The organism is Streptomyces sp. RLB3-17 (assembly GCF_007113425.2).
Taxonomy (GTDB): domain Bacteria; phylum Actinomycetota; class Actinomycetes; order Streptomycetales; family Streptomycetaceae; genus Streptomyces; species Streptomyces mirabilis_D.
This window is the reverse complement of record NZ_CP041610.2, coordinates 4,890,285-4,915,229: the sequence shown is the minus strand read 5'-3', so window position 1 is coordinate 4,915,229 and position 24,945 is coordinate 4,890,285. Positions and strand designations below refer to the sequence as shown.

Below are 24,945 nucleotides of genomic sequence, written 5' to 3'. Positions count from 1 at the left end.
GGACCATTCCTGTTAAAACGCAGCTCCGGAGACAACGGTGCAATTCCACGACTCGATGATCAGTCTCGTCGGCAACACCCCGCTGGTGAGGCTCAACAACGTGACCGCGGGTATCCAGGCGACCGTCCTGGCGAAGGTTGAGTACTTCAACCCCGGCGGGTCCGTGAAGGACCGCATCGCCCTGCGCATGATCGAGGCCGCGGAGGAGAGCGGCGCCCTCAAGCCCGGCGGCACGATCGTCGAGCCCACCAGCGGAAACACCGGGGTCGGGCTGGCCATCGTGGCCCAGCAGAAGGGCTACAAGTGCATCTTCGTCTGCCCCGACAAGGTGAGCACTGACAAGATCAACGTGCTGCGGGCGTACGGCGCCGAGGTCGTCGTCTGCCCCACGGCCGTCGACCCGGAGCACCCGGACTCGTACTACAACGTCTCCGACCGGCTGGTCCGTGAGACGCCCGGCGCCTGGAAGCCCGACCAGTACTCCAACCCGAACAACCCCCTCTCGCACTATCACTCCACCGGCCCCGAGCTGTGGGAGCAGACGGAGGGGCGGATCACCCATTTCGTGGCGGGCGTCGGCACCGGCGGCACGATCTCCGGGACCGGGCGCTATCTGAAGGACGCGAGCGACGGCAAGGTCAAGGTCGTCGGCGCCGACCCGGAGGGGTCCGTGTACTCCGGCGGGTCCGGGCGGCCGTACCTCGTCGAGGGCGTCGGTGAGGACTTCTGGCCGACGGCCTACGACCGCACGGTCGCGGACGAGATCGTGGCCGTGTCCGACAAGGACTCCTTCCAGATGACGCGGCGGCTCGCGAAGGAGGAGGGCCTGCTCGTCGGCGGCTCCTGCGGGATGGCCGTGGTCGCCGCGCTGCGGGTGGCCGAGCGGCTCGGACCCGACGACGTCGTGGTCGTGCTCCTCCCCGACAGCGGGCGCGGGTACCTCAGCAAGATCTTCAACGACGAGTGGATGGCCGACTACGGGTTCCTGGAGGACTCCGGCCCGAGCGCGCGCGTCGCGGACGTGCTCAACGACAAGGTGTCCGGCGCCATCCCCTCCCTCGTCCACATGCACCCGGACGAGACGGTCGGCGAGGCCATCGAGGTGCTGCGCGAGTACGGCGTCTCGCAGATGCCGATCGTCAAGCCGGGCGCCGGTCACCCGGACGTGATGGCCGCCGAGGTCGTCGGGTCCGTCGTCGAACGGGAGCTGCTCGACGCCCTGTTCACCCAGCGGGCCTCGTTGCAGGACCCGCTGGAGAAGCACATGTCGGCGCCGCTGCCGCAGGTCGGCTCCGGCGAACCGGTCGGCGACCTGATGTCCGTGCTCGGCAGCGCCGACGCGGCGATCGTGCTCGTCGAGGGCAAGCCCACCGGTGTCGTCAGCCGCCAGGACCTGCTGTCCTTCCTCGCCAAGGGCGGCGCCAAGCAGTAGGCGCCGACGGGCGGCCCGCGGGCAAGAAGGCGCCGGTCGGGGCGATTTCCGCAGGTGGCAGGAGGATATTTCCCGAAGTTCCCCTCCTGAGGGGGATCTTCCTGCCTTTCGGCAGGGAACTTCGCGGAAGTGGTACGAGCGCGTCACGTCCGCGCAGCACCCGCTTAACACGGGTCCGGCACATTAGTGGGTGTCGGCAGGGCGGGAGCGGCTCCCCGCCCCGGCCGACGCCAAAACGGCGCCAAGGACCTCCGGAGCGGCTCCCGGACCTCCATGGACGCCACGGACGCGCAAGCCCGGCCCTGACCCGGCCCGCGTCCCTCGCGGGGACCGCCGTCGTCCCGCCCCCCGGTAACGGGGGTGCGGCGGTCCCCGCGCAACACGTGGAGAGGGCCCGGCACCTGTCACAGGTGCCGGGCCCTCTCCACGTGCCCGACGATGTACCGCGCTCCAGGTCCCAGTCCTCCCCGTCGGAGTCCCTAGTCCTCCCAGTCGGAGTCCGACTTCGCCCTGCGGCGGCCGAAGAAGTTCGGGGTGACGCGCGCGGCCTGGACCACGTTGACGCCGACGATGCCGGCCCAGGCGACCAACAGGCCGGGCAGATGCGCCAGGCCGCCGCCGATCGCGGACAGAGGGACCGCCAGGACCAGTGACACGATCCCGAAACCGAAGCGCTCCCCCCACGAGTCGGTCGCCCCCTGCGGGGAGCGCGAACCGCGGGCCACCACCATCTGCTGCTCGGCCAGCTGCCGCCGTACCCGGCGGTCCACCGCGCCGTCGAGGCGCTGTTCGACCTTCGCCAGGAACGAGTCGACGAGCGCGGACTCGTACTCCTCGCCCAATTCCCTGCGCGCGTGCAGGGTGGCGTCGAGTTCCTTCTTCAGTTCGGCGTCGCCGCCCGCTTCCCTACCGGTCATGCAGTTCACGTTAGGGAGCGACGGCCCCCGTGGCACTGGGGATAGCCCCCCTGTTGGGACTGGGCTGCACCCCCGGGGGCACATTCGGCCCGACACCCGCCGGACAGGCCCTAGGGGAGGAGGGTGACCAGGCTGGAGTCGAGGTCGAACCGCGCGGCGGCCACATGCGCCGCGGTGAAGGCCGGGTCCGCCCGGATCGCGTCCCGGACCCAGGCCGCCTGCGCCCGCACGGTGTGGTCGGCCCAGTCCCCGGGCACCGCCCGGGTGCGGAGCGCCGCGGGAGTGATCTCGTCCACCAGAAGGGCGAGATGGCCGGGCGCGGGTTCCCCCGTACGGAGGTGTTCGAGCGTCGCCGCGACGGCCCCGCAGCGCTCGTGCCCCAGCACCAGCACGAGGGGAACGCCCAGCTCCTCCACCCCGTACTGGACGGATGCGAGGACCGCCTCGTCGAGCACCTGCCCGGCGGTCCTTATGCAGAGCAGGTCCCCGATCCCCTGGTCGAAGACCAGCTCGGGCGGGACGCGGGAGTCGATGCAGCCGACGACGACCGCGAACGGGTGCTGCCCGGCGGCGAGGACATGCCGCCGGGCGCGCTCCTCGTGCGGATGACGGGGTTGCCCGGCGGCGTACCGCCGGTTGCCCGCGAGGAGTTCGTCGAGCGCCGCGCGGGCGGTCGCCGGCCGGGAGCGGGGCGCGGCGACGGCCGGAGTCGACGCGGTGGTGGTGAGTACGGAGGCGGTGGTCGCCGCCAGAAAGGCCCTGCGGTTAGGGGGCATGACGCTCCCTCGGGAGTTGTGCTTGTAGCGCTCGATCACCGTACGCACACGCGCACTCACCCTGAGTGTCGATTTAATGATCCTTGGTTGAATCGTCGTCGGATCATCGCTGCCGCGATACCGCCCCTTGATCAGGCGGCCGAGCTGTCCACGGGAAGGTCCAGGGGTCGCAGCTCGTCCGCGTACGAGACGGAGATCCGGCGCATCAGACCGTCCTCGGTGATGTCGTACTGACCCAGGCGCCACAGCGGCGGCGAGTACGCGTGGATCGACACCGCGTCGTCGGTGGCGCCGGTCAGGCGGTGGATGTGCTCGGGGCCGAAACAGAAGGACTCGCCCGCGCCGACGGTGACGGACAGATGGCTGCCGCCGATGCGCGGGTTGGACTCGGTCAGCGCGCCCTGTACGACGCCGACCGCGCCGGAGGAGATGTCGTGGTCGTGCCAGCCGGTGTCGTTGCGCCGGGTCCAGCACAGCAGCCAGACATCGACGTACTCGTCGCGGTACAGCGACGCGTAGTGCCGCTCCTCGTCGGAGAACGCGACCTGTTCGCGCCAGAGTTCGGGGCGGGTGGCGAGGTCGTCGACGAGGGCCTGGAGCTCGCGCTTGTCGAGCGTGCGGTCCGGCAGGGCCTCGTACGTCATGGGGTGGCTCCCTTCAGGAGGCGGGCGGGGTTGACGGTGCGCAGGGCGTGGACGGCGGCGGCCGCGCCGAGGTCGGGGACGGTGGGCGAGGCGTAGGGGCGGTCGCTGCCGCTGACGACCACGTCGATGCCGACGGCCCGTACGAGCGCGTCCACGGCGCGCGTCCCGTACGACGAGGTCTCGTAGAAGGCGTCGAAGTCGACCTCGCCGCGCCCGCCGCCGCGCGCCGCGAACCGTTCGCCGTGCAGCGGGGCGAGTCCCGCGAGGGCGGCGAAGCAGACGCGCAGGCGTGGGTGACGGGCACGGCCGAAGGCGCGGAAGGCGAACCAGGACGCGTGCATCTGGTGGACGTAGGGGACCAGCGCGGGCCACCAGGGCGGGGTGCCCGGGGTGGGCGGGGCCGTGCCCGGGTGGACGAACAGCGGCTTGTCGTGGCGGGTGAGGACGTCGAGGAGGGGTGCGCAGAAGTCCCAGCCGGCCGCGTCCAGCAGGGCGGTGGCGGGGAGCTGGAGACCCGCGCAGCCCCGGCGGAGTTCGCGCTCGACCGCGTCCGGGGCTGTTTCCGGTGCCGACAGGCAGGGCGAGGCCCAGACGCCGAAGGGGGCCGGGAGGGCGAGGGCGCCGTCGTGGAAGGCGGCGAGCAGCGGGGCGGCCTCGGCGGGCGGCAGGTGTTCGATGCCGAGCGGGCTGGAGAGGGAGACCAGGGCCAGGTCCAGGCCGTCGGCGTGGGCGAGTGCGGTGCGGGCCGCGACGTCGTGGTCGGCCGGGTCGACCTCGTACGGCGGCTCGCCCGCCAGGTGCAGGGTCCAGCCGTCGAGGTACGGCGGTGCGGTGCGGGCGCGCAGCAGCTCGACGAAGGCGGGCGGCCAGATGTGCTGGTGGACGTCGGTGGGCACGCGGCGGTCCTCGCTGGGTGTACTGAGGTTAAGCGCTTCACTGATGCGATTAACTTAAGCGGTTAACAAGGGGGCGTCAAGCGGTCGGACGGGGTGTGGGTGGCAGGGCGGCCGGAGGACCGACCAGGGGGCGACCCGGGGTCGGCCGGGCCTTGCGCTCACAATGTGGACGTGTCCCGGTAGGCTTCCCGGCATGGCCAGGCCCAATAAGCGCACCACCCTCCGGGAGGTGGCCGAGGCCACTGGTCTCTCCACCGCCGCCGTCTCCTACGCCCTGCGGGGCAAGCACGTCTCGAAGGAGACCGAGGAACGGGTGCGCAAGGCCGCCGCCGAGCTCGGCTACGAGGCCGACCCCATCGCCCGCGCCCTCGCCAGCGGGCGCACCAGCATGGTCGGTGTCCTCGCGGGCGACCTTCAGGATCTCTGGCAGCAGCAGCTGATGGCCGCCATCGGCCGGGAGCTGCTGGCCGGCGACCGCTACGCGCTGATCCTCGACGCGGGCGGTGACCCCGACCGTGAGCTGAAGCTCGCCAAGCAGCTGCGCGACCAGCGTGTCGACGCGTTGCTGGTGTCGCCGGTGAACCCCTCGGCCGAGGAGTGGGCGGCGATCGCCGACGCGTTGCCGGTGGTGGCCGTCGGGGACTCGCTCAGCACGGCCCGTACCGCCGGGCAGGTCATCTTCGACAACCGGGCCGGCATCGACTCCGTCCTGGAATATCTGTACGGGCTCGGCCACCGCCGGGTGACCGTGCTGACCCCGACCCGGCCGAGCACGCCCGACCGGCCCGCCGACGTGTACGTCCGCGAGGCCGCCGAACGGCTCGGGTTGCGTGCCGAACTGGTTCCGTGTCCGCAGGAGTTGGGCGAGGCCACGGTCGTCGCCCGACGCCTTCTGGACGGGCCCCGGCCCGCGACCGCCGTCTTCTGCTTCTCCGACTCGCTGGCGTACGGGGTGTACGCCGCCGCCGCCGAGGCCTCGCTGTCCGTCGGCCGGGACGTCTCGGTGGTCGGCTTCGACGACCATCCCGTGTCCCGGGTCCTCACCCCGCCGCTGACCACGGTGGACTGGGGGCTCCCGGAGATCGCCGCGGAGGCGGCGCGCCTGACCGTGGCGGCGATCGAGGGGAAACGGGTGCGGAAGAAGCGGATCCTGTGCGCGCCGAGGATGAGCGAACGGGGCTCAGCGGTCCGGGTATAGCCCCTGGGTTCTCGCCCCCGCCGCCCCTACCCGTCCCATCCCTGCCCGGGGGCTCCGCCCCCAGACCCCCGCCAGGGGCGCTGCGCCCCCTGGACCCCCGCACGGCCTGAACGGCCTCGTCCTCAAACGCCGGACGGGCTGAAGATGCGGGCCGGGGCGACAGAGACACGACCTCCGACCTCGCCCCGGAACGCCGGTCGGCCCAAGGCTTTCAGGGGCGCGGGGAACTGCGCGACCAGCCCCCGCCGGGCGGCAGCCGAACGACTACAGGCAAGCGGGGATCTGGGGCGCAGCCCCGGCTCTTCACGGGGCCGCGGCCTCTGACCTCGCCCCGGAACGCCGGTCGGCCCAAGGCTTTCAGGGGCGCGGGGAACTGCGCGACCAGCCCCCGCCGGGCGGCAGCCGAACGACTACAGGCAAGCGGGGATCTGGGGCGCAGCCCCGGCTCTTCACGGGGCCGCGGCCTCTGACCTCGCCCCGGAACGCTGGTCGGCCCGGGGTTTTCAGGGGCGCGGGGAACTGCGCGACAAGCCCCCCGCCGGGCGGCAGCCGAACGACTACAGGCAAGCGGGGATCTGGGGCGCAGCCCCGGCTCTTCACGGGGCCGCGGCCTCTGACCTCGCCCCGGAACGCTGGTCGGCCCGGGGTTTTCAGGGGCGCGGGGAACTGCGCGGCCAGCCCCCGCCGGGCGGCAGCCGAAGAACCATCCAGTGGGTTTGGGGCGCGGCCCCGAGGGAGGGATTCACGCCAGCTTCTTGGATTTCAGCCAGGTGTTGGCGACCGCGTCCGGGTCCTTCTTCTCCTTGTCCACCAGGCGGTTGAGCTTGGTCAGTTCCTCGGAGGTGAGGACGTTGCCGAGGGTGGCCAGGGCCTTGCGGACCTTCGCGTCGGCCTTGCGGGAGGCGATGAGGGGGACGATGTGCTGGGAGGGGATCAGGTTGAGGGGGTCGGTGAGGACGACCCAACCGTTCTCGATGACGTCCACGTCCGTGGTGAAGACGTTGGCGACGTCGATGTCGCCCTTCTTCAGCGCGCCCTTGACCAGCGGGCCCGAGGAGTCGAGGGACTTGAACTCCTTGAACTCCACCCCGTAGCGGTCCTTGAGGCCCACGACACCGACGACCCGCTTCTTCATCTCGGCGGCGGCACCCAGGACCAGTTTGCCGTTGGCCTTGCGCAGGTCGGCGAGGGAGGTCAGACCGTACTTGGCCGCCGTCTCCTTGGTGACGGCGAAGCTGTCGCGGTCCTCGGCCGCCGCGTAGGGGAGGACCTCGAGGCCGCCGGGGAGCACCGTCGTCAGCGTGTTCTGCATCGCCCCGGCCTCGGTGTCCGTGGCCTTGTCGTCCAGGTACAGGAGCAGGCTGCCCTGGTATTCGGGGAGGAGGTCGATGTCGCCGCCCTCCAGCGCCGGCACGACGATCTCGCGTGAGCCGAGGTTGGGGCGGACCTTCGTCTTGATGCCCGCGGCGCCCAGGACACCCGCGTACAGGTAGCCGAGGATCTGGTTCTCGCTGAAGTTGGCGGTGCCGATGGTCAGGCCGCCGGCGCTCGATCCGGAGCCGCCACCGCTGCCGCCGCCGGAACTGTCCAGCGAGGTGATGCCGCTGCTGCAGGCGGCCAGGGCGGGGACGGAGGCCGCGGCGAAGAGGCCGCCGAGCAGAGTCCTACGGTTCATGGTTCTTCGGCTCCTCAGTGGGCGGCGGTACGGCGGTGACGGAACAGGTAGCGCTGGAGTCCGGCCAGCGCGAGGTCGAGCACGACGGCGACGATCGCGACCAGCGCCGCCCCGCCGAGGACCTGGACGAGATCGCGCTGCGCCAGGCCGTCGAAGACGTACCGGCCGAGGCCGCCGAAGCTGACGTACGCGGCGATCGTGGCGGTGGACACCACCTGGATGAGGGAGAGACGCAGGCCCGTCATGATCAGGGGAAGGGCCAGCGGGATCTCGACCTGGAACAGGACCTGGTGGCCGCGCATGCCCTGGCCCCGCGCCGCGTCCTTCACCTCCGGGTCGACGGCGCTCATGCCGGCGTAGGTGTTGGTGACGATGGCGGGTACCGCGAGGACGACGAGGGCCACGTACACCGACCACAGCGACAGGCCGCTGACCAGGAAGACCAGGACGACCAGGCCCACGGTCGGCAGCGCCCGGCCGAAGGAGGACAGGTTGATGGCGAGGAAGGCGCCCTTGCCGGTGTGACCGATCAGCAGGCCGAGCGGGAGCGCGATCGCGGCCGCGATGAGGGTGGCGAGGAGCGAGTACTCCAGGTGCTCGGCGATCCGGTGCGCGATGCCGTCGGTGCCGGCCCACTGATCGCCGCTGACCAGCCACTTGGCGAGGTTCTTGAAGAGTTCGTACATGTCAGGCTCGCCGCCTCGTCCACGGAGTGAGTACGTACTGGATCGCGACCAGCAGCGCGTCCGCGACCAGCGCAAGCAGCAGGGTCAGGACCACGCCGACGATCACCGGTGTCGGGAAGTTGCGCTGGAAACCGTCCGTGAAGAGCTGGCCGAGTCCGCCGTCGCCGATGTAGGTGGCGACGGAGACCAGGGAGATCGACATGACCGTCGCGATCCGCACGCCCGCCATGATCACGGGGAGGGCGAGCGGGAGTTCGACGGTGAGCAGGGTCCGCAGCGGGCGGGTGCCCATCGCCTTGGCGGCTTCCTTGGTCTTCACGGGGACCGAGTCGAGGCCCTCGACCGTGTTCCGGAGCAGCACGACCAGGGAGTAGACCGTCAGGCCGATGACCGTGGTGGTGCGGGTCAGGCCGCTCACCGGGAGCAGGAGGACGAAGATCGCGATCGACGGGATCGTGAAGAGGACGTTCGAGAGGCCGAGGAGCACGCCGCGCAGGGCGCGCACCCGGTGGGCCACGACGGCCAGCGGGAGGGAGATCAGCAGGCCGAAGAGGACGGCCAGCAGCGCGGCCTGGAGGTGGGAGAGGGCGAGGGAGGTGAGGTCGTGGGTGTGGTCGCCTATCCAGGACCAGTCGACGGTCATATCGCCACGCTCGCGGTGCCGTGGGTGCCGTGCGCCTTGCTCGCGTGCTCGTGGATGTCGTCGCGGGAGGTGACGCCGGTGAGCACGCCGTCGGCGTCTACACGTGCCACCAGTCCGGTCGGCGAGGCGATCGACTCGTTGAGCGCCGCGAGCAGGGAGTCGGTGTCCTTGAGCGGTCGTACGGGGAGTTCGGCGTCGTCCGCCGTCGCGCGCCAGTGCCGCGGCTTGCGGGCCTCGTCGAGGACGAGGGTCCAGGCGCCGCCCTCGGGGGCCGGGCCCTGCGGTACGTCGGTGAGGTGCTGGAGCGAGAGCAGCTTGAGGCCCCGCTCGGCGCCGAGGAAGTCGGCGACGAAGTCGTCCGCGGGGCGGGCGAGCAGGTCGGCCGGGGTCGCGCACTGCACCAGATGGCCGCCGGTGCGGAAGATCGCGATCTGGTCGCCGAGCCGGACGGCCTCGTCGATGTCGTGGGTGACGAAGACGATGGTCTTGCTGAGCTCCTTCTGGAGGCGGAGCAGTTCGTCCTGGAGTTGGGTGCGGACGACCGGGTCGACCGCGCCGAAGGGCTCGTCCATGAGCAGGACGGGCGGGTCGGTGGCGAGCGCGCGGGCCACGCCGACGCGCTGCTGCTGGCCGCCGGAGAGCTGGTGCGGGTAGCGCTTGCCGGCGTCGGCGGCGAGGCCGACGGTCTCCAGGAGCTCGGCCGCCCGCGCCCTGGCCTTCTTGCGGCCCCAGCCCAGCAGCAGCGGCACGGTGGCGATGTTGTCGAGCACCGTGCGGTGCGGGAAGAGGCCGGCCTGCTGGATGACGTACCCGATGGAGCGGCGCAGGTCGGCCGCGTCCTGCTCGAGGACGTCCTTGCCGCCGACGCGAATGGTGCCGGAGGTCGGATCGACCATCCGGTTGATCATCCGGAGGGTGGTGGTCTTACCGCAACCGGAGGATCCGACGAGGACGGTCACGCCGCCTTCCGGCATCTCCAGAGAGAGGTCGTGGACTGCGGTGGTGCCGTTGGGGAAGCGCTTGTGGACCGTGTCGAACTGGATCATGAGGTGTCCCTTGCCCGGTCTGCATATCGTCATGCAGAGTTCTCTGTACCTGAATAGGTTGTCAACGGTCCGGTGTTAATCGCTGGTTACTTATGGCCACCAGGCAAGATCCAATGTCCGGATTGAGGGGAGTTTTTGCTCTATGTCGTCTCGGAATGCGGACACGTCGAGTGCGGTGGTGGCCGGTCTCACCGCCGGTCTCGTGGTGCTCGACGGGCGCAGCACCGGTGTCACCGACATCGTGCGGCTCGCCGACGGGGCCGCACGGCCCGTTCCCGGCACCGAGGCGATGAAGCGCGTCGAGCAGTCCTGGGACGCCGCCCGGCAGATCGCCGCCACCGGTCGCGTCTACGGGCGCTCCACCGGCGTCGGCGCCAACCGGAACGAGGACGTGCCGACCGAGGCCGCCGCCGAGCACGGGCTGCGCCTGCTGCGCAGCCATGCCGGTGCCATCGGCGAGGAGCTGCCCGCCCGCCAGGTCCGGGCCATGCTCGCCGTCCGCGCCAACCAGCTCCTGGCGGGCGGAGCGGGCCTGCGGCCCACCGTCGTCACGGCACTGTGCGAGGCCCTGGAGACCGGCGCGTACCCGGTCGTGAACGAGTTCGGGTCGGTGGGTACCGGGGACATCGCGGCGCTGGCCCAGGTGGGCCTTGCGCTGGTGGGGGAGCATCCCTGGCGGGGGCCGGACGCCTCACGGACGCCGCCCGTGCCGGCCGCACCGTCCGGGCAGCGGTCCCCGGAGCAGGGCGCCCCGCCCCGGGTACAGGCTCCGTCGGTCCAGGCCCAGGGGCCGTCGCCGCTCGGTCTCGGGGAGAGGGTGACGTCCTTCGGGGAGGAGGTGTCGTCCGTCGGGCAGGGCCTGCCCCCCGAACCCCAGCCCCTCGACAACAACGACGCCCTCGCCCTCATCAGCAGCAACGCCCTCACCCTCGGGCAGTCCGCGCTCGCCCTGGACGAGCTGCGGAGGCTGATCGAGGCCACCCAGGTCGTCGCCGCGCTGTCCCTGCTGGCCGTCGACGGATCGCACGAGGCGTACGCGGCGCCCGTGCACGCCGCACGCCCGCACCAGGGCTCGGTCGAAGTCGCTCGTCGGATGCGGGAGTTGATCGGAGCCGCGGACCGGCCCACCCCGCCGCTCGGGCGGATCCAGGACCCGTACGGCTTCCGGTGCGTCCCGCAGATCCACGGGCCCGCGCAGGACGCCGCGGACGCCCTCGAAGAGGTCCTGGTCGTCGAGATCAACGCCGCCGCCGAGAACCCCCTCATCTCGCCCGAGGACATGGCCGCGTATCACCACGGCGGCTTCTACCAGGCCCAACTCGCCCTTGCCCTTGACCACTTCAGGCTCGCCGTCACACAGGTGGCGCGGCTGTCGACCTCCCGGCTCTCCACCCTCAACGAACCCGCCTACACCCGTCTGCGCCCCTTCCTCGCCGACCACGAGCCCGCGTCCTCCGGCGTGATGATCCTGGAGTACGCCGCCGCGGCCGCCCTCGGCGACCTGCGCGCCTTCTCCGCGCCCGCCTCGCTCGGCCACGCTGTACTCTCCCGGGGCGTCGAGGAACAGGCGAGCTTCGCCTCGCTCGCCGCACGGCAGACACTGCGGGCGTGCGGTGCCTACCGTCTCGTCGTGGGCTGCGAACTGGTCTCCGCCGTACGGGCGCTGCGCCAGCGCGATCTGCGGCCCGACCCGGAGCTGCCGGTCGGACGGGCGATGGAACTGGCCGAGTCCGTGCTCGGCCTGGACCAGACCGACCGGCCGCTGACGGACGACGTGACGGCGGCGGCCGCGCTGCTCGACCGGTTCACGGACATCTGGAGGGGGAGCGAGTCATGAGCGTGGACAGGAGCACGGACGTGAGCGCGGAGGCGAAGGCCGGCATGAAGGCCGACGTGAACGCCGGCGTGAAGGCCGGCATGAACGTGACTGCCGGCGTGAAGGCCGGCCTGAATGCCGACGAGAGCGTGATGGACAGTGCCGCCGGGCGCCTGCAGGCGCTCTTCGAGGGGCACCGGCTGACGCCCACCCAACGGCGCATCGCGCACAGCATGGTGCGCAGCGCCGCCGACGTGCCGTTCCTCTCCAGCGTCGAACTCGCCGAACTCGCCGGGGTCAGCCAGCCCTCCGTCACCCGCTTCGCGGTCGCGCTCGGCTTCGACGGCTACCCGGCGCTGCGCAAGCACCTGCGCGAGGTCGCGCCCAGCGAACAGACGGCGGCTCCGGGCTCGTACAACGAGTACCAGCAGGCCGTCGAGGCCGAGATCGAGAACCTCAAGCACCTCGCCGAGGTGCTCGCCGACCCGCGCCCGGTGCAGCGCGCGGGACGGCTGCTCGCCGCCTCCCGTCCGCTCCCGGTGCTCGGGCTGCGCGCCGCCGCCTCCCAGGCGTACGGCTTCGCGTACTTCGCCGCCAAGGTCCACCCGGACGTACGGCTGCTGCACGAGGGCGGCACCATGCTGCACGACCGCATCGACGCGGCCGTCCACGCCGGAGCCACCGCCCTGCTCTGCTTCGCGCTGCCCCGCCACCCGCGCGAGGTCGTGGACTCGCTCGCCTACGCCAAGGAGGCCGGGCTGACGGTGGTGACGGTCGCGGACTCCGCGTTCGCGCCGGTCGCCAAGGTCTCGGACCTCCTGCTGCCCGCCGCCGTCGGCACCGGGCTCGCCTTCGACACGGCCTGCTCCCCGATGCTCCTCGGGCGCGTCCTGCTGGAGGCGATGTGCGACGACATCCCGGACGCCCAGACGCGGCTGGAGGAGTTCGACGCGCGGGCGGCGGCCAGAGGCCTGTTCGTGGAGTAGTCACGATTCGGTGGAGTGGCCCCGCTTCTCAGACTCGTCTCACCTTCGCTCGTTAGCGTGCCCGCCCAAAGACGCTGAAGACGCAAGCACGGGAGGCGGAGAACGTGGCGCGCGGAGGGCAGGGGCTGGCTCGGGTGGCCGTCGTGGTGAGAGCCGGGGCGGCACCGCTGTGGTGGTTCGGGGTGTTCGCGGCCGGTATCGGGATGCTGTTGCCGGGGCTGACCGGACGCCGGATCGGGGTCATGGCCGGGGCCGCGCTGTTCATCCTCGCGGCCGTCGTGGTGGCGTACACCCGCAGGAAGCGGTACGCCGCACTCGTCCGCTCGGCCGCACGCGCGAGCAAGCAGGACGTGCTCCAGGACCGGGCCGTGACGGTACGCAACTGGCGCCGGGGCCACCGCTGGTGGCTGCTGCTCGCCTTCGTGGCCGCGCTCGGCAGCTCCTTCGCGGTGCCCGCCGCGGGCGGCATGCTGCTCGCCGGCGCGGGCGTCGGGCTGTGGCTCAAGGCCGGCTGGCTCGGGCGCCGGGAACGCGCCGAGGAGGCGCTGATCTGGGTGCGCGTCGACTGGCTCGGCCGACGTGCCGGGGCTCCCGCCGGAAAGCCGGTCAAGGCCTGCCGGGCCACCGGAGTGGCGGCCGGCGACGCCGCGCCCGGCGGAGCGCGACGCCGCTGACCCGAGGCGGCGACAGGAGGTCGCTACACCTCGAGGTCCGCCTCGATCCTCTTCAGTTGGTGCCGGGCCATCGCCAGGTTGGACCGTTTGGCGTCGAGCACCAGGTACAGGAAGAGCCCGTTGCCGCCGCGCCCCTTGATCAGCCGGATCAGGTGGTACTGGTCGGACAGCGTGATCAGGATGTCCTCGATCTCGCCCTTCAGCCCGAGGTGCTCCATGGTGCGGATCTTGGCGCGGACGACGTCGGTGTTGCCCGCCGCCGCCACGGTGAGGTCGAAGCCCTTGCTGCCGCCGATCGTGCCCAGCGCCATTCCGCTGGTGTAGTCGACGAGGGCGGCTCCGGTCGCGCCCTCGATCGAGGCGAGTGCTTCCTTCAGCGCGGTTTCGGTGTTGGTCATGGTGTGGTTCTTCCTTTCGGCTTGTCGGTCCGACTTTTCGGCCCGACCTTCGGTCCGACTTTCGGCCCGACTCTTCGGTCAGCTTTCCGATGCGGTAGGGGTGTTGGGGGTGGGGGTCGGGGGCGTTCGGGGAGTGCCGCGCGCCGTACGGGTGCGCGTCGGCATGGAGGCCTGCCGCGTGGGAGCCCGCGCAGGGGCGACCGGTTCGCCGCGCGCCGTCGCGGCCTCCACGAGCTCGCCGATCCGGGTACCGGAACGGCGCCCCTCCAGATGCAGCCGGCCGACGTTGACCCGGTCCTGGGCCAGCAGCGTCAGCACGGCGGAGCCGCCCGCCGCGTACGTCGCCACATAGCCGTCGACGCCGCGCACCAGCAGCTCGCGGAACTCGCCCTGCCCGGTGGCGTCCGCCATCCGCACGGCCACCCCCAGCGCGGCCGCGGTGAGCGCGGCCACGCCCTCGGGTTCCACTCCGGGTGTGTCGTGGGCGAGTACGAGTCCGTCGACGCTGGCCGCCAGCGCACCGGTCAGCTGGGGCACGCGGGCCCTCAACCGGTGCAGCTCGTCGAGGACTTCGGGTTCCGCCGCCATCAGCAGTCTCCTCTCGGCACGCTGTCGCAGCGCGCGGATCACAGGGCCTCCAGCGCATCTCGGAGCCGGCGCAACAACGCGACGTCGGGATCGGCGGAAGACTGGGTGAGCACCTTGGGCAACGGCGCACGCTCCGGCGCGTTCGCCGCCGTGACGAGCCCGGCCGCGGCCAGCCGGCGGACGTCGACGAGGGTGTGGAACGCGGGCCGCCCCAGGGCGAGCGAGATGTCCGACGCCGTCCGCAGACCGTCCACCCGGCCGAGCACGGCCCACTGGCGCAGGGGGACCGACGGTTCGGCGGCGCGCCGGGCGCGCGCCAACGGGGCGGTGTCCGTCGCCGGGTCGGGCCAGACCCGGTGCAGCAGCTGGCGGCGGCGCAGCGTCTCACGCTCCACCGCGGCCACGGGCACGGGACGCACGGGGCCGAGCCAGTGCGCGGCCCCGTACCGGAACCGGGCCGGAGTGCTGCTCGGCCCCAGCACGAAGTACGCCGCGTCGTACAGCGCCCCGAGATGGCACAGCTCCAGCGCGCCCTCGGCGATCCGCCCGCGCTCGACCAGGAATCGCCCGACCCGTCGCCGCGCCCCGGCCTCGGCGACCGCCTCCCGCCAGGACTCGGCCGCCAGCACTCCGCGGGCGGTGAGCAGCACGTCGAGCGAGGGGGTGGCGGGGCTCTCGGCGTGCACGACCTCTCCGTCACAGAGGTAGAGCACCCCGCGCTCGCGCACCAGTACGCCGGTGGCCCGCTCGGCGGCGAGTCGGCTGAGCATGGGCGAGAGGCCGACGGGGACCGCCGCCCTGTCGTTGTCGCTGTCGTTGCTGCGGTCGTTGCTGCGGTCGTGGTCCTGGCCACTGTCCTTGTGCACGGCGAGTTCGAGTGCGGGCGGTGTTCTGACCGTCGTCATCCCAGTACCAGCCGTCCGGCCATCTCGCCGAGCCGGATCCGGGCCAGCGCGAGATTGCCGTCCGCCCGGTCCAGCCACAAATGCAGGAACACGCTGCTGTCGAACGTGGTTCTGACGAACCGCAGCAGGTGGTAACTGTCACGGTTGCTGACGATCAGGTCCTCGACCGGGGTCTCCTGCTCGGACCAGTCGGACCCGTCGGACGGGGCGAACGCCTTGTGCTCCGCGGCGAGCCGGGCGAGCTCGGCCGCCTCCGCCGCGGTCGTCTCGTGGTCACCCCCCGGGGCGTCCCCGACCGTGCCCAGGGCCAGCCCGCTGGTCCAGTCGACCACCGCGGCGCCCCGGGCACCGGGCAGTCGCATGGCTTCCAGTAGGCACTCGTCGATTCCGGGCACCACGTATCCCCTCCCGCCAAAGGGTTCGGCCGAGTGACGCCGAAGTTACGCAACGTGTGCGCGACGGGTGAGCGATCTGGCATTTTCCTGTGGAACATGCGCGCGGTGACTAAGGTGGGTCAACTGACCATATTTTCAGCCCTCCTGAGGCTGTTCGGATGCCGGTCAGGGCGTTGCGATGGCGCGCCAGGGGGCGCTCGCAGGTCCGCAGGGGTGCGCGGCGAGGCCACGCACGCCGTGTTCTATTTCGGGGTGCCAGGTTCCTGGTGCCAGGTGCCAGGTGCCAGGTGCCAGGTGCCAGGTTCCAGGCCAGGAGTCGGGCGTCGGGGGCCGGGGGCTACAGCGCCGTGAGTGCCGTCGGCCGCGCGCCGCCCGACTCCGCGACGATCTCCTCGACGCCCTGCGGCTCCCGTACGACCGCGAACCGCACGTCCCCACCGCCGTTACCCCCGTTGCCGTTGCCGTTGCCGTTGCCGTTGCCGTTGCCGTTGCCGTTGCCGTTGCCGTTGCCGTTGCCGTTGCCGCCCTCGACCGACGCGAAGCCGTAAACGCCCGGCCGGGCCAGGGAGTTGTACGCGTAATGGTGGGCGAAGTAGTACGCGCCCGTGTCCAGCGCCGCCGCGTAGTCACCCTGTTCGAGCAGTGGGAGCGCGCGCCCCTCGGCGAGCAGGTCGCCCGCGAAACAGGCGGGCCCCGCGATGTCCTGGACGACGTCCGGCCCCGCCTTGGGGCGCCCCTTCGTGTCGTACGCGGCGATCCGCAGCGGCCAGGACCCGGGCGCGTACACCGTGCGCGTCGCGATCTGCACCCCGGCGTGCGTCACCGCGACCGGCCGCCCCCCGGCGGACTTCGCGTACTCGACCCGCGCGACCACGGTCCCGTGCTTGCCCAGCAGTGACCGCCCGAACTCGGTGACCAGCCCGTACCGCCCGTCGAAGAGCCCCGGCACCGCCTCGGCGAGCAGCCGTGCGTACTGCGCGTACGTCGGGGTCGTGACGTCGGAGCCGAAGTTGACCGGCAGTCCGCCGCCGATGTCGAGCGTGTCGATCTGCCGCCGCCCGACACGCCGGTTGATCTCCTCGGCGAGCGCGTACGTCTCCGCGATCCCCCGCGCCATCAGCGAGAGCGGGATGCCCTGCGATCCGGTGTGCGCGTGCAGCCGGGTCAGCCACGGACGGTCGGTGTACGCCTGGACGATCCACTCCCGGGCACCCTCGTCGCGCAGCGCGACCCCGAACTTCGAGGTCGCCGTCGCCGTCGACAACGCCTCGATGGAACCCCCGCCGACCTGCGGGTTCACCCGGATCCCGATGGGGGAGCGGGGGTGCGGGGATCCCGCGGGACCGCCGTTCGGCCGGTCGGGCAGGTCCCCCACCAGGCCGTCGACGCGGTCCAGCTCCTGCGGATTGTCCACGTTGACGGCGATGCCCAGCGCCAGCGCCTCGCGCAGCTCGGCGATCGTCTTGGCGGGTGAGTCGAGCACGGTCTCGCAGGGCGGCACTCCGGCCGCCCGTGCGAGGGCGAGCTCACCGGGGCTCGCGACCTCCGCGCCGATGCCGTGTTCGTGCAGCAGCCGCAGTACGGGCACCAGCGGGGTCGCCTTCACCGCGAAGGCGTGCAGCACGGGTGTGCCCGGCGCCGTCACCGCGTCGAAGGCGGCCCGCAGCTCCGCCACCGAGGCCTTGATGCCGGGAACGTCGAGGAGGGCGATGATGGGGGCCTCGGGCCCCAGCAGCCCATGCTCCACGGCGGCCCGTACGGCATCGTCGCGCCGCGCCACGCGATCCGAGCCGGACTCGCCCGCCAAGGGCGCCTCGCCCGAGGGTGCCCCGCCGGCCGAAGCCCCACCCGAAGGCGCCGTCGCTGAAGACGTCCCGGTCGACGGCGTCCCCGTCGAAGGCACCCTGGTCCCTGCTGCCCCGTCGCTCACTGAATCCTCCGTCGTGTCCCTGTCTGTGCCCATACATCCCAGCCAAACATCCACGCCACGCCCCCGCTGGCCCACTCATCTATTGACTAGCTCTATTCAAGAAGCGAGGATGTGAATATCTACTGCAACAGTCCGCTAGGAGGCAGACCATGTCAGGACCCCGCCCCGTCCGAGCGCCGCGCGGTACGGAACTGAGTGCCCTGGGATGGCAGCAGGAAGCCGCCCTGCGGATGCTGCAGAACAACCTCGACCCCGAGGTCGCCGAGCACCCCGACAAGCTCGTCGTCTACGGCGGCACCGGCAAGGCCGCCCGCGACTGGCGCTCCTTCGACGCCATGGTCCGCACGCTGCGGACCCTCAAGCAGGACGAGACGATGCTCGTCCAGTCCGGCCGCCCCGTCGGCGTGATGCAGACCCACGAGTGGGCCCCGCGCGTCCTCATCGCCAACTCCAACCTGGTCGGCGACTGGGCCAACTGGGAGGAGTTCCGCCGTCTGGAGGCCCTCGGCCTCACCATGTACGGCCAGATGACCGCCGGCTCCTGGATCTACATCGGCACCCAGGGCATCCTCCAGGGCACCTACGAGACCTTCGCCGCCGTCGCCGCCAAGAAGTTCAACGGGACGCTCGCGGGCACCATCACCCTGACCGCGGGCCTCGGCGGCATGGGCGGCGCCCAGCCGCTCGCCGTGACGATGAACGACGGCGTCGCGATCTGTATCGACGTCGACCCGCGCGCCATCGAGCGCCGCATCGAGCACCGCTACCTCGACGTGAAGGCCGACTCCCTGGAGCACGCCCTCCAGCTCGCCGTAGAGGCCCGCGACCAGCGCAAGCCGCTCTCCATCGGCCTCCTGGGCAACGCCGCCGAGCTGCTGCCCCGCATGCTCGCCGAGAGCGCCCCCATCGACATCGTGACCGACCAGACCTCGGCCCACGACCCGCTGGCCTACCTCCCCATCGGCATCGACTTCGACGACATGGCCGACGCGGCCGCCAAGGACCCGGCGGGCTTCACCACCCGCGCCCGTGAGTCCATGGCCAAGCACGTCGAGGCGATGGTCGGCTTCATGGACGCCGGCGCCGAGGTCTTCGACTACGGCAACTCGATCCGCGGCGAGGCCCAGCTCGCCGGGTACGAGCGGGCGTTCGCCTTCCCCGGCTTCGTCCCCGCCTACATCCGCCCCCTCTTCTCCGAGGGCAAGGGCCCCTTCCGCTGGGCGGCCCTCTCCGGCGAGGCGTCCGACATCGCCAAGACCGACAAGGCGATCCTCGACCTCTTCCCGGAGAACGAGTCCCTGCACCGCTGGATCAAGCTGGCCGGCGAGCGCGTCCACTTCCAGGGCCTGCCCGCCCGTATCTGCTGGCTCGGCTACGGCGAGCGCGACAAGGCCGGCGAGCGCTTCAACGACATGGTGGCGTCCGGCGAACTCGCCGCGCCCCTGGCCATCGGCCGCGACCACCTCGACTGCGGCTCCGTCGCCTCCCCGTACCGCGAGACCGAGGCCATGCTCGACGGCTCCGACGCGATCGCCGACTGGCCGCTGCTCAACGCCATGGTGAACGTCGCCTCCGGCGCCTCCTGGGTCTCCATCCACCACGGCGGCGGCGTCGGCATGGGCCGCTCCATCCACGCCGGGCAGGTGTCCGTCGCCGACGGCACCAAGCTGGCCGGCGAGAAGATCCGCCGCGTGCTCACCAACGACCCCGGCATGGGCGTCATCCGGCACGTCGACGCCGGGTACGACATCGCCGAGTCCGTCGCCCAGGAGCGCGGTGTGCGCATCCCGATGCGCGAAGGCGACGAGGGCGGCGCCGCGTGACCTTCCACAGCATGTGGGCGGAGCTGCTGCCGATCGGCCGCAGCTCCGCCTCCGGCGGCTACCGCCGCTTCGCCTGGACCGGGGCCGACGCCGACTGCCGGGCCTGGTTCCGGGCCCAGGCCGAGTCCCGCGGGCTGCGTTACGAGCTGGACCGCAACGGCAACCAGTGGGCCTGGCTCGGCGACCCCGCCGAGGGCGACGCCGTCGTCACCGGGTCCCACCTGGACTCCGTGCCCGACGGCGGGGCCTTCGACGGGCCCCTCGGCGTCGTGTCGTCCTTCGCCGCCCTGGACGAACTGCGCGCCAGGAAGGCCGAGTTCACCCGTCCCCTCGCCATCGTCAACTTCGGCGACGAGGAGGGCGCCCGCTTCGGACTCGCCTGCGTCGGCTCCCGGCTGGCCGCCGGACAGCTCACCGTCGAGCAGGCCCACCGGCTGACCGACGGCGACGGCATCACGCTCCCGCAGGCCATGGAGCGCGCCGGATACGACCCCGACACCATCGGTCCCGACCCCGAGCGCCTCGCCCGCATCGGCGCCTTCGTCGAACTGCACGTCGAGCAGGGCCGCGCCCTCGACCTCAGCGGCGACCAGGTCGGTATCGCCAGCGCCATCTGGCCGCACGGCCGCTGGCGCTTCGACTTCCGGGGCGAGGCCAACCACGCGGGCACCACCCGGCTCGTCGACCGCCGCGACCCGATGCTGTCGTACGCCGAGACCGTGCTCGCCGCCCGCCGGGAGGCCCAGCTCGCCGGTGCCGTCGCCACCTTCGGCAAGATCTCCGTCGAGCCGAACGGCGTGAACGCCATCCCCTCCCTCGTGCGCGGCTGGCTCGACTCCCGCGCCGCCGACCAGGCGACCCTCGACACGGTCGTCACCGGCGTCGAGAAGGCCGCCCGCGAGTACGCGGAGGCCCAGGGCGTCGAACTCGACGTCGTCCGCGAGTCGTTCACCCCCGTCGTCGAGTTCGAGCACGCCCTGCGCGACGAGCTCGCCCGCATCCTGGGCAAGGACGGGGAAGGGGCCGCGGGACTCACGGTTCCCGTCCTGGGCACGGGCGCCGGACACGACGCCGGAATCCTCTCCGGGACCGTCCCGACCGCCATGCTGTTCGTACGCAACCCCACGGGTGTCTCGCACTCCCCGGCCGAGTACGCCGCCGAGGACGACTGCGTGGCCGGGGTGACCGCACTCGCCGACGTACTCGAAGGGCTGGCCTGCAGGTGACGCAGACGTACTGGCTTGAACACGCCTGGCTCGACACCCACGTCGAGCCGGGCGTGGCCCTGGACGTGACGGACGGGCGGATCACCGCCGTCCGCGAGAACACCGCCACCCCGCCCCCCGGCGCCGAGATCCTCCGCGGACTCACCCTCCCCGGCCTCGCCAACGCCCACTCGCACGCCTTCCACCGCGCCCTGCGCGGCACCGTCCAGGTCGGCTCCGGCACCTTCTGGACCTGGCGCGAGATCATGTACTCCTTCGCGGACAGGCTGACCCCGGACACCTACCACGCGCTCGCCCGCGCCGTGTACGCGGAGATGGCGCTCGCGGGCGTCACGGCCGTCGGCGAGTTCCACTACGTGCACCACACCCCCGGCGGCACCCCGTACGCCGACCCGAACGCGATGGGCGAGGCGCTCGTCGCGGCCGCGGACGAGGCCGGCATCCGGATCACCCTCCTCGACACGGCCTACGTGTCCTCCGGTTTCGGACAGCCGCCCAACCACCACCAGCTCCGCTTCTCCGACGGCAGCGCGGAGGCCTGGGCGGAACGCTCTTCACTTCTCAAGGACCGTGATCACGCACGGATCGGTGCGGCCATCCACTCCGTACGGGCCGTGCCCGCCGGACAGCTGGCGACGGTCGCGCGCTGGGCCGAGGAGCGGCAGGCCCCGCTGCACGTGCATCTGTCGGAACAGACGGCGGAGAACGACGCCTGCCAGGCCGCCCACGGGTGCACCCCGACGCGACTCCTCGCCGACCACGGCGTGCTCGGCTCCCGCACGACCGGCGTCCACAACACGCACCTCACGGACGAGGACATCGCGCTGCTGGGCGACTCCCGGACGGGCACGTGCATGTGCCCGACGACGGAACGGGACCTGGCGGACGGCATCGGCCCCGCCGTCGCCCTCCAGCGAGCCGGCTCGCCCCTCTCCCTCGGCTCCGACAGCCACGCCGTCATCGACCTCCTCGAAGAGGCCCGCGCGATGGAGCTGAACGAGCGCCTGCGCACCCGCACCCGCGGTCACTGGACGGCGGCCGCCCTGCTGCGCGCCGCCTCCGCCGACGGCCACGCGGCCCTCGGCTGGCAGGACGCGGGCACCCTCGAAGCGGGCGCGCTCGCCGACTTCACGACGATCGCCCTCGACTCGGTCAGAACAGCGGGACCGGTGCCGCGCCTGGGCGCCGAGACGGCCGTATTCGCGGCGACGGCGGCCGACGTACGGCACACGGTCGTGGGCGGCCGGCATGTCGTACGCGACGGGGCGCACGCCCTTGTCCCCGAGGTGCCGCAGGCCCTCGCGCAGGCAGTCGAAGCCCTGCGCGCCTAGAGACGACCGTCGAACTCCGCCCCCACGAGGACGCCATGAGCAGCACCACCGGCACGACCACCGTCATCACCAACATCGCCAGTCTGGTCACCAACGATCCCTCCCTCGGCGACGGATCCCCCCTCGGTCTGATCCAGGACGCGGCCGTCGTCATCGAAGGCGACCGCATCGCGTGGACCGGTGACTCAAGAAAAGCACCCGCCACTGACAACCGGGTCGACGCCGGTGGCCGGGCCGTGATTCCGGGCTTCGTGGACTCCCACTCGCACCTCGTCTTCGCGGGCGACCGCACCCAGGAGTTCAACGCCCGCATGTCGGGCCGCGGCTACACGGCGGGCGGCATCCGCACCACCGTCGCCGCCACCCGCGCCGCCAGTGACGAGGACCTGGAGCGCAACCTCACGCACTACCTCCACGAGGCCCTGCGCCAGGGCACCACCACCTTCGAGACCAAGTCGGGCTACGGCCTCACCGTCGAGGACGAGGCCAGGGCGCTGCGCATCGCGGCGGCGCACACCGACGAGGTCACCTACCTCGGCGCGCACATCGTCTCCCCGGACTACGCCGACGACCCGGCCGCGTACGTGGCCCTGGTGACCGGCGAGATGCTCGACGCCTGCGCCCCGTACGCCCGTTGGATCGACGTCTTCTGCGAGAAGGGCGCCTTCGACGGCGACCAGGCCCGCGCGATCCTCACGACGGGCAAGGCGAAGGGCCTGCACCCGCGCGTCCACGCCAACCAGCTCTCGTACGGCCCCGGCGTCCAGCTCGCCGTCGAACTCGACGCGGCGAGCGCCGACCACTGCACCCACCTCACGGACGCGGACGTCGACGCCCTGGCGAACGGCCGCACGGTCGCGACCCTGCTCCCCGGCGCCGAGTTCTCCACCCGCGCCGAGTGGCCGGACGCCCGCCGCCTCCTGGACGCGGGCGTGACCGTCGCCCTCTCCACCGACTGCAACCCGGGCTCGTCCTTCACCTCCTCCGTCCCGTTCTGCATCGCGCTGGCGGTACGGGACATGGGGATGACCCCGGACGAGGCGCTCTGGTCGGCCACGGCGGGCGGCGCGGCGGCCCTGCGTCGCACGGACATCGGCCGCCTCACCGTCGGCGCCCGCGCCGACCTCGCCCTCCTGGACGCGCCCAGCCACGTCCACCTCGCCTACCGGCCGGGTGTACCGCTGGTCACCGGCGTCTGGCGGCGCGGCGCGCGCGAGGTCTGACGCCGAGGTCACGAGTCCGAGGCCGCGAGGCCCGGGTCACGGCGCCCGGGTCAGGGCGCCCCGGTCAGGACGTGGGGGTCACGAGGCCCCCGCCCGCCACCGCTGACCCGTGCTCCCGTCGAGCGGCAGCAGGGACAGGCCGTCGCCGTCGCTCGGCGTGACCGCGGTCTCGACGGCGATGGCCGGGCGGATCACGCCGTCGTCGTCCACGGTGAACCTCAGGTTCTGGCCGTGGCTGCCGTCGATCGAGCCGCAGTCCCAGATCCCGACGCCTTTGTCGACGGAGCCGCGGCTGTCCAGACAGAAGTCGGAGTCGGCGTACGACTGCAGGACGCCGCGCCCGGAGTCGACCCGCCACCGCTGGGTGCGGGCCGAGGTGCAGGGGGCCGTGACGACGTCCGTGCCCTGTGTCAGATCACCGTCGCGGATGTCCAGGCACAGGCCCGAGGCGAGGTTCACGACCTGGGCGTAGTCGCTGCCCGGCGGGTGGGCCGGGGTGGGCGTGGGGGACGGCGTCGCACTGGCCGATCTCGACGGGGAGGGGCTCCGCGTCGGGGAAGGGGACGTGCTGGTCGCGGACGGCAGCGGGGCCGGGGGCGAGGGGGTCGCCGAGACGGTCGCCGTCACCGTCACCTGCGGCACGCTCGGCGGGGTGGTGACCGAGCCCGCCGTGTTCTGGGACGGCGAGCCGCCCGACGACAGCACGACGAACAGCAGTGGCACCAGGGCGACGCCGAGGGCCGCCGCCGAGGTGAGGACGAAACGGCGGGACGGCGGCCAGGGCCCCGACGAGGCGGGGACGCCGGGCCGGGGTTCGCCCGCCTCGCTCATGACGTACGCCGTGCCCGACCACGACAGCAGTCCCTCGGCCAGGGCGGTGCGCGGATGGTCGCGCAGGGCGGACAGCTCCTCGTACGCCGTCGTGCAGTGCGCGCAGTGCGCCATGTGGGCGTGCAGATCGGGGCTGGAACGGGGGTTGTCCGGCCGTAGCGCCTCCTCGATCAGCCGTCGGAAGTCCCCGCAGCGCGGGTCGTCGGAGGCGGCGAGCCGGGACTTCAGACAGGCCTGGCCCAGGGCGTGCAGCGCGGGCTGTGCGCCGTACGTCACGTCCTCACGGGTGAGGCCGAGCAGGACGGCCGCCCGGTCGGCGGGTTCCTTTTCCACGACCCCGTACCAGAGCAGGCCCTGGGTGCGGGACGGGAGGGACTGGAACGGGGCGAGCATGGGCGGCACGGGCCCGCCGGGGCCGGCCGCGCTCAGCACGAGGAGCAGACCGGGGTCGAGGCCCGCGGCCCGTTCGTCCCTCGCCCAGGAGGCGGCCACCCGTCCCGCCAGCAGCAGGAGCCGGTGGCGCCAGGGGACGCTCGGGTTCGAGCCGCGCGCCGTCTCCTGGGCCGCCAGGGTGAACGCCTGCGCCGCGAGCTGCCGCGCGGCCGACTCGCTGCGGGTGCACAGGCGGGCGTAGGCGAGGACGGAGGGGCGGTGCCGCTCGCGGAGCTCCTGGAGGGCCGGATACGCGCTGGGGGTGTCGGCGCTCAGCAGTTCGGTGAGCCGCGTGTCGGACGCGCCCGCGTCGTCCTGAGCCATCTGCCGGCCTCCTCGTACCCCGTGCGGTCACTCGCTCCCGTCCTGACATACCAGCCAGTTTGGAGTGCTCATAGTGACGGGAGTGGCCCTTTGAGGAAAGAGGGAGGAGGGAGACGCGAGAAAAAAAGCGGTCCGGCGCCGTCGGCGCCG

General features: G+C 72.3%; 23 protein-coding genes. 9 read left to right on the top strand and 14 right to left on the bottom strand.

The genetic code is table 11. From position 1 onward, the window contains the following. Positions 1-37 precede the first annotated feature (37 nt). On the top strand, positions 38-1,432 hold the full coding sequence (locus tag FNV62_RS22330; RefSeq protein ID WP_054237278.1) for a cystathionine beta-synthase: 1,395 nt from the start codon (positions 38-40) through the stop codon (positions 1,430-1,432). A gap of 479 nt (positions 1,433-1,911) precedes the next feature. On the opposite strand, the gene FNV62_RS22325 is transcribed toward FNV62_RS22330, so the two are convergent. The 4 genes from FNV62_RS22325 to FNV62_RS22310 form a co-directional block, all read right to left on the bottom strand. Next, the gene (locus FNV62_RS22325) at positions 1,912-2,349 is read right to left on the bottom strand and encodes a hypothetical protein (protein WP_164331738.1); all 438 of its coding nucleotides are present in this window, start codon (positions 2,347-2,349) and stop codon (positions 1,912-1,914) included. Between the two features lie 110 nt (positions 2,350-2,459). Next, entirely contained in the window at positions 2,460-3,125 is a 666-nt protein-coding gene (locus tag FNV62_RS22320) for a carbonic anhydrase (RefSeq protein ID WP_097289016.1), read from the bottom strand. Between the two features lie 131 nt (positions 3,126-3,256). Continuing rightward, complete coding sequence (locus FNV62_RS22315; RefSeq protein ID WP_054237280.1) at positions 3,257-3,769, bottom strand: cysteine dioxygenase; 513 nt, start codon at positions 3,767-3,769, stop codon at positions 3,257-3,259. After that, on the bottom strand, positions 3,766-4,665 hold the full coding sequence (locus tag FNV62_RS22310) for an amidohydrolase (RefSeq protein WP_143608289.1): 900 nt from the start codon (positions 4,663-4,665) through the stop codon (positions 3,766-3,768). The genes FNV62_RS22315 and FNV62_RS22310 overlap by 4 nt, the downstream gene beginning before the upstream one ends. A gap of 193 nt (positions 4,666-4,858) precedes the next feature. Between FNV62_RS22310 and FNV62_RS22305 the strand changes: the two genes are divergently transcribed. Continuing rightward, the gene (locus FNV62_RS22305; protein ID WP_054231407.1) at positions 4,859-5,863 is read left to right on the top strand and encodes a LacI family DNA-binding transcriptional regulator; all 1,005 of its coding nucleotides are present in this window, start codon (positions 4,859-4,861) and stop codon (positions 5,861-5,863) included. Between the two features lie 742 nt (positions 5,864-6,605). On the opposite strand, the gene FNV62_RS22300 is transcribed toward FNV62_RS22305, so the two are convergent. Genes FNV62_RS22300 through FNV62_RS22285 form a run of 4 tightly spaced genes read right to left on the bottom strand, consistent with a single transcriptional unit; the run spans position 6,606 to position 9,913 of the window. Continuing rightward, positions 6,606-7,538, bottom strand: a complete 933-nt coding sequence (locus FNV62_RS22300; protein ID WP_067376126.1) for an ABC transporter substrate-binding protein — start codon at positions 7,536-7,538, stop codon at positions 6,606-6,608. A gap of 14 nt (positions 7,539-7,552) precedes the next feature. Beyond that, on the bottom strand, positions 7,553-8,224 hold the full coding sequence (locus tag FNV62_RS22295; protein ID WP_060898941.1) for an ABC transporter permease: 672 nt from the start codon (positions 8,222-8,224) through the stop codon (positions 7,553-7,555). Between the two features lies 1 nt (position 8,225). Beyond that, positions 8,226-8,867 carry an ABC transporter permease gene (locus FNV62_RS22290; RefSeq protein WP_054231410.1) on the bottom strand — a complete coding sequence of 214 codons (642 nt, stop codon included), beginning with the start codon at positions 8,865-8,867 and terminating at the stop codon, positions 8,226-8,228. Further along, complete coding sequence (locus FNV62_RS22285; RefSeq protein ID WP_144315568.1) at positions 8,864-9,913, bottom strand: ABC transporter ATP-binding protein; 1,050 nt, start codon at positions 9,911-9,913, stop codon at positions 8,864-8,866. Before FNV62_RS22285 ends, FNV62_RS22290 begins: the two co-directional genes overlap by 4 nt. A 142-nt stretch (positions 9,914-10,055) precedes the next feature. Here FNV62_RS22285 and FNV62_RS22280 point away from each other — a divergent pair, with 142 nt between their 5' ends. The 3 genes from FNV62_RS22280 to FNV62_RS22270 all read left to right on the top strand — a co-directional run bounded on the left by FNV62_RS22280 (position 10,056) and on the right by FNV62_RS22270 (position 13,389). Next, positions 10,056-11,750, top strand: a complete 1,695-nt coding sequence (locus FNV62_RS22280; RefSeq protein WP_143601863.1) for an aromatic amino acid ammonia-lyase — start codon at positions 10,056-10,058, stop codon at positions 11,748-11,750. A gap of 131 nt (positions 11,751-11,881) precedes the next feature. Further along, on the top strand, positions 11,882-12,715 hold the full coding sequence (locus tag FNV62_RS22275) for a MurR/RpiR family transcriptional regulator (RefSeq protein WP_097289015.1): 834 nt from the start codon (positions 11,882-11,884) through the stop codon (positions 12,713-12,715). 104 nt (positions 12,716-12,819) lie between these two features. After that, positions 12,820-13,389, top strand: a complete 570-nt coding sequence (locus FNV62_RS22270) for a hypothetical protein (RefSeq protein ID WP_097285006.1) — start codon at positions 12,820-12,822, stop codon at positions 13,387-13,389. A gap of 23 nt (positions 13,390-13,412) precedes the next feature. Here the strand turns inward: FNV62_RS22270 and FNV62_RS22265 are convergent, their stop codons facing one another. The 5 genes from FNV62_RS22265 to FNV62_RS22245 all read right to left on the bottom strand — a co-directional run bounded on the left by FNV62_RS22265 (position 13,413) and on the right by FNV62_RS22245 (position 17,638). Next, positions 13,413-13,787, bottom strand: coding sequence for a hypothetical protein (locus tag FNV62_RS22265; RefSeq protein WP_054231414.1), 375 nt, complete (start codon positions 13,785-13,787; stop codon positions 13,413-13,415). A gap of 78 nt (positions 13,788-13,865) precedes the next feature. After that, the gene (locus FNV62_RS22260; protein ID WP_097289014.1) at positions 13,866-14,375 is read right to left on the bottom strand and encodes a roadblock/LC7 domain-containing protein; all 510 of its coding nucleotides are present in this window, start codon (positions 14,373-14,375) and stop codon (positions 13,866-13,868) included. A 38-nt stretch (positions 14,376-14,413) separates the two neighbouring features. After that, positions 14,414-15,145, bottom strand: coding sequence for a hypothetical protein (locus FNV62_RS22255; protein WP_067376518.1), 732 nt, complete (start codon positions 15,143-15,145; stop codon positions 14,414-14,416). A 131-nt stretch (positions 15,146-15,276) separates the two neighbouring features. Then, a complete protein-coding gene (locus FNV62_RS22250; RefSeq protein ID WP_054236907.1) occupies positions 15,277-15,675 on the bottom strand; it encodes a hypothetical protein in 399 nt (132 codons plus the stop codon). Between the two features lie 337 nt (positions 15,676-16,012). Further along, a complete protein-coding gene (locus FNV62_RS22245; protein ID WP_144315567.1) occupies positions 16,013-17,638 on the bottom strand; it encodes a diaminopimelate decarboxylase in 1,626 nt (541 codons plus the stop codon). Positions 17,639-17,754: 116 nt separating this feature from the next. Here FNV62_RS22245 and hutU point away from each other — a divergent pair, with 116 nt between their 5' ends. From hutU to hutI, 4 genes are read left to right on the top strand one after another with little or no spacing between them, the layout of a single operon-like run. Continuing rightward, positions 17,755-19,428, top strand: coding sequence for a urocanate hydratase (gene hutU / locus FNV62_RS22240; protein ID WP_060901824.1), 1,674 nt, complete (start codon positions 17,755-17,757; stop codon positions 19,426-19,428). After that, a complete protein-coding gene (locus FNV62_RS22235; RefSeq protein WP_143601861.1) occupies positions 19,425-20,654 on the top strand; it encodes an allantoate amidohydrolase in 1,230 nt (409 codons plus the stop codon). The genes hutU and FNV62_RS22235 overlap by 4 nt, the downstream gene beginning before the upstream one ends. After that, on the top strand, positions 20,645-21,985 hold the full coding sequence (locus tag FNV62_RS22230) for a formimidoylglutamate deiminase (protein ID WP_143605435.1): 1,341 nt from the start codon (positions 20,645-20,647) through the stop codon (positions 21,983-21,985). The genes FNV62_RS22235 and FNV62_RS22230 overlap by 10 nt, the downstream gene beginning before the upstream one ends. 35 nt (positions 21,986-22,020) lie before the next feature. Next, positions 22,021-23,208, top strand: coding sequence for an imidazolonepropionase (gene hutI, locus FNV62_RS22225; RefSeq protein ID WP_143601860.1), 1,188 nt, complete (start codon positions 22,021-22,023; stop codon positions 23,206-23,208). A gap of 78 nt (positions 23,209-23,286) precedes the next feature. On the opposite strand, the gene FNV62_RS22220 is transcribed toward hutI, so the two are convergent. Then, a complete protein-coding gene (locus FNV62_RS22220; protein WP_143601859.1) occupies positions 23,287-24,795 on the bottom strand; it encodes an RICIN domain-containing protein in 1,509 nt (502 codons plus the stop codon). Positions 24,796-24,945: the final 150 nt, after the last annotated feature.

Excerpts from the sequence above, each read along its gene's own strand:
- hutI (WP_143601860.1), top strand. The coding sequence starts at position 22,021 with ATGAGCAGCACCACCGGCACGACCACCGTCATCACCAACATCGCCAGT.
- FNV62_RS22260 (WP_097289014.1), bottom strand. The coding sequence starts at position 14,375 with ATGGCGGCGGAACCCGAAGTCCTCGACGAGCTGCACCGGTTGAGGGCC.
- FNV62_RS22315 (WP_054237280.1), bottom strand. The coding sequence starts at position 3,769 with ATGACGTACGAGGCCCTGCCGGACCGCACGCTCGACAAGCGCGAGCTC.
- FNV62_RS22305 (WP_054231407.1), top strand. The coding sequence starts at position 4,859 with ATGGCCAGGCCCAATAAGCGCACCACCCTCCGGGAGGTGGCCGAGGCC.
- FNV62_RS22285 (WP_144315568.1), bottom strand. The coding sequence starts at position 9,913 with ATGATCCAGTTCGACACGGTCCACAAGCGCTTCCCCAACGGCACCACC.
- FNV62_RS22320 (WP_097289016.1), bottom strand. The coding sequence starts at position 3,125 with ATGCCCCCTAACCGCAGGGCCTTTCTGGCGGCGACCACCGCCTCCGTA.
- FNV62_RS22220 (WP_143601859.1), bottom strand. The coding sequence starts at position 24,795 with ATGGCTCAGGACGACGCGGGCGCGTCCGACACGCGGCTCACCGAACTG.
- FNV62_RS22245 (WP_144315567.1), bottom strand. The coding sequence starts at position 17,638 with ATGGGCACAGACAGGGACACGACGGAGGATTCAGTGAGCGACGGGGCA.
- FNV62_RS22295 (WP_060898941.1), bottom strand. The coding sequence starts at position 8,224 with ATGTACGAACTCTTCAAGAACCTCGCCAAGTGGCTGGTCAGCGGCGAT.
- FNV62_RS22325 (WP_164331738.1), bottom strand. The coding sequence starts at position 2,349 with ATGACCGGTAGGGAAGCGGGCGGCGACGCCGAACTGAAGAAGGAACTC.
- FNV62_RS22290 (WP_054231410.1), bottom strand. The coding sequence starts at position 8,867 with ATGACCGTCGACTGGTCCTGGATAGGCGACCACACCCACGACCTCACC.
- FNV62_RS22265 (WP_054231414.1), bottom strand. The coding sequence starts at position 13,787 with ATGACCAACACCGAAACCGCGCTGAAGGAAGCACTCGCCTCGATCGAG.
- FNV62_RS22275 (WP_097289015.1), top strand. The coding sequence starts at position 11,882 with ATGGACAGTGCCGCCGGGCGCCTGCAGGCGCTCTTCGAGGGGCACCGG.
- hutU (WP_060901824.1), top strand. The coding sequence starts at position 17,755 with ATGTCAGGACCCCGCCCCGTCCGAGCGCCGCGCGGTACGGAACTGAGT.
- FNV62_RS22280 (WP_143601863.1), top strand. The coding sequence starts at position 10,056 with ATGTCGTCTCGGAATGCGGACACGTCGAGTGCGGTGGTGGCCGGTCTC.
- FNV62_RS22255 (WP_067376518.1), bottom strand. The coding sequence starts at position 15,145 with ATGCTCAGCCGACTCGCCGCCGAGCGGGCCACCGGCGTACTGGTGCGC.
- FNV62_RS22300 (WP_067376126.1), bottom strand. The coding sequence starts at position 7,538 with ATGAACCGTAGGACTCTGCTCGGCGGCCTCTTCGCCGCGGCCTCCGTC.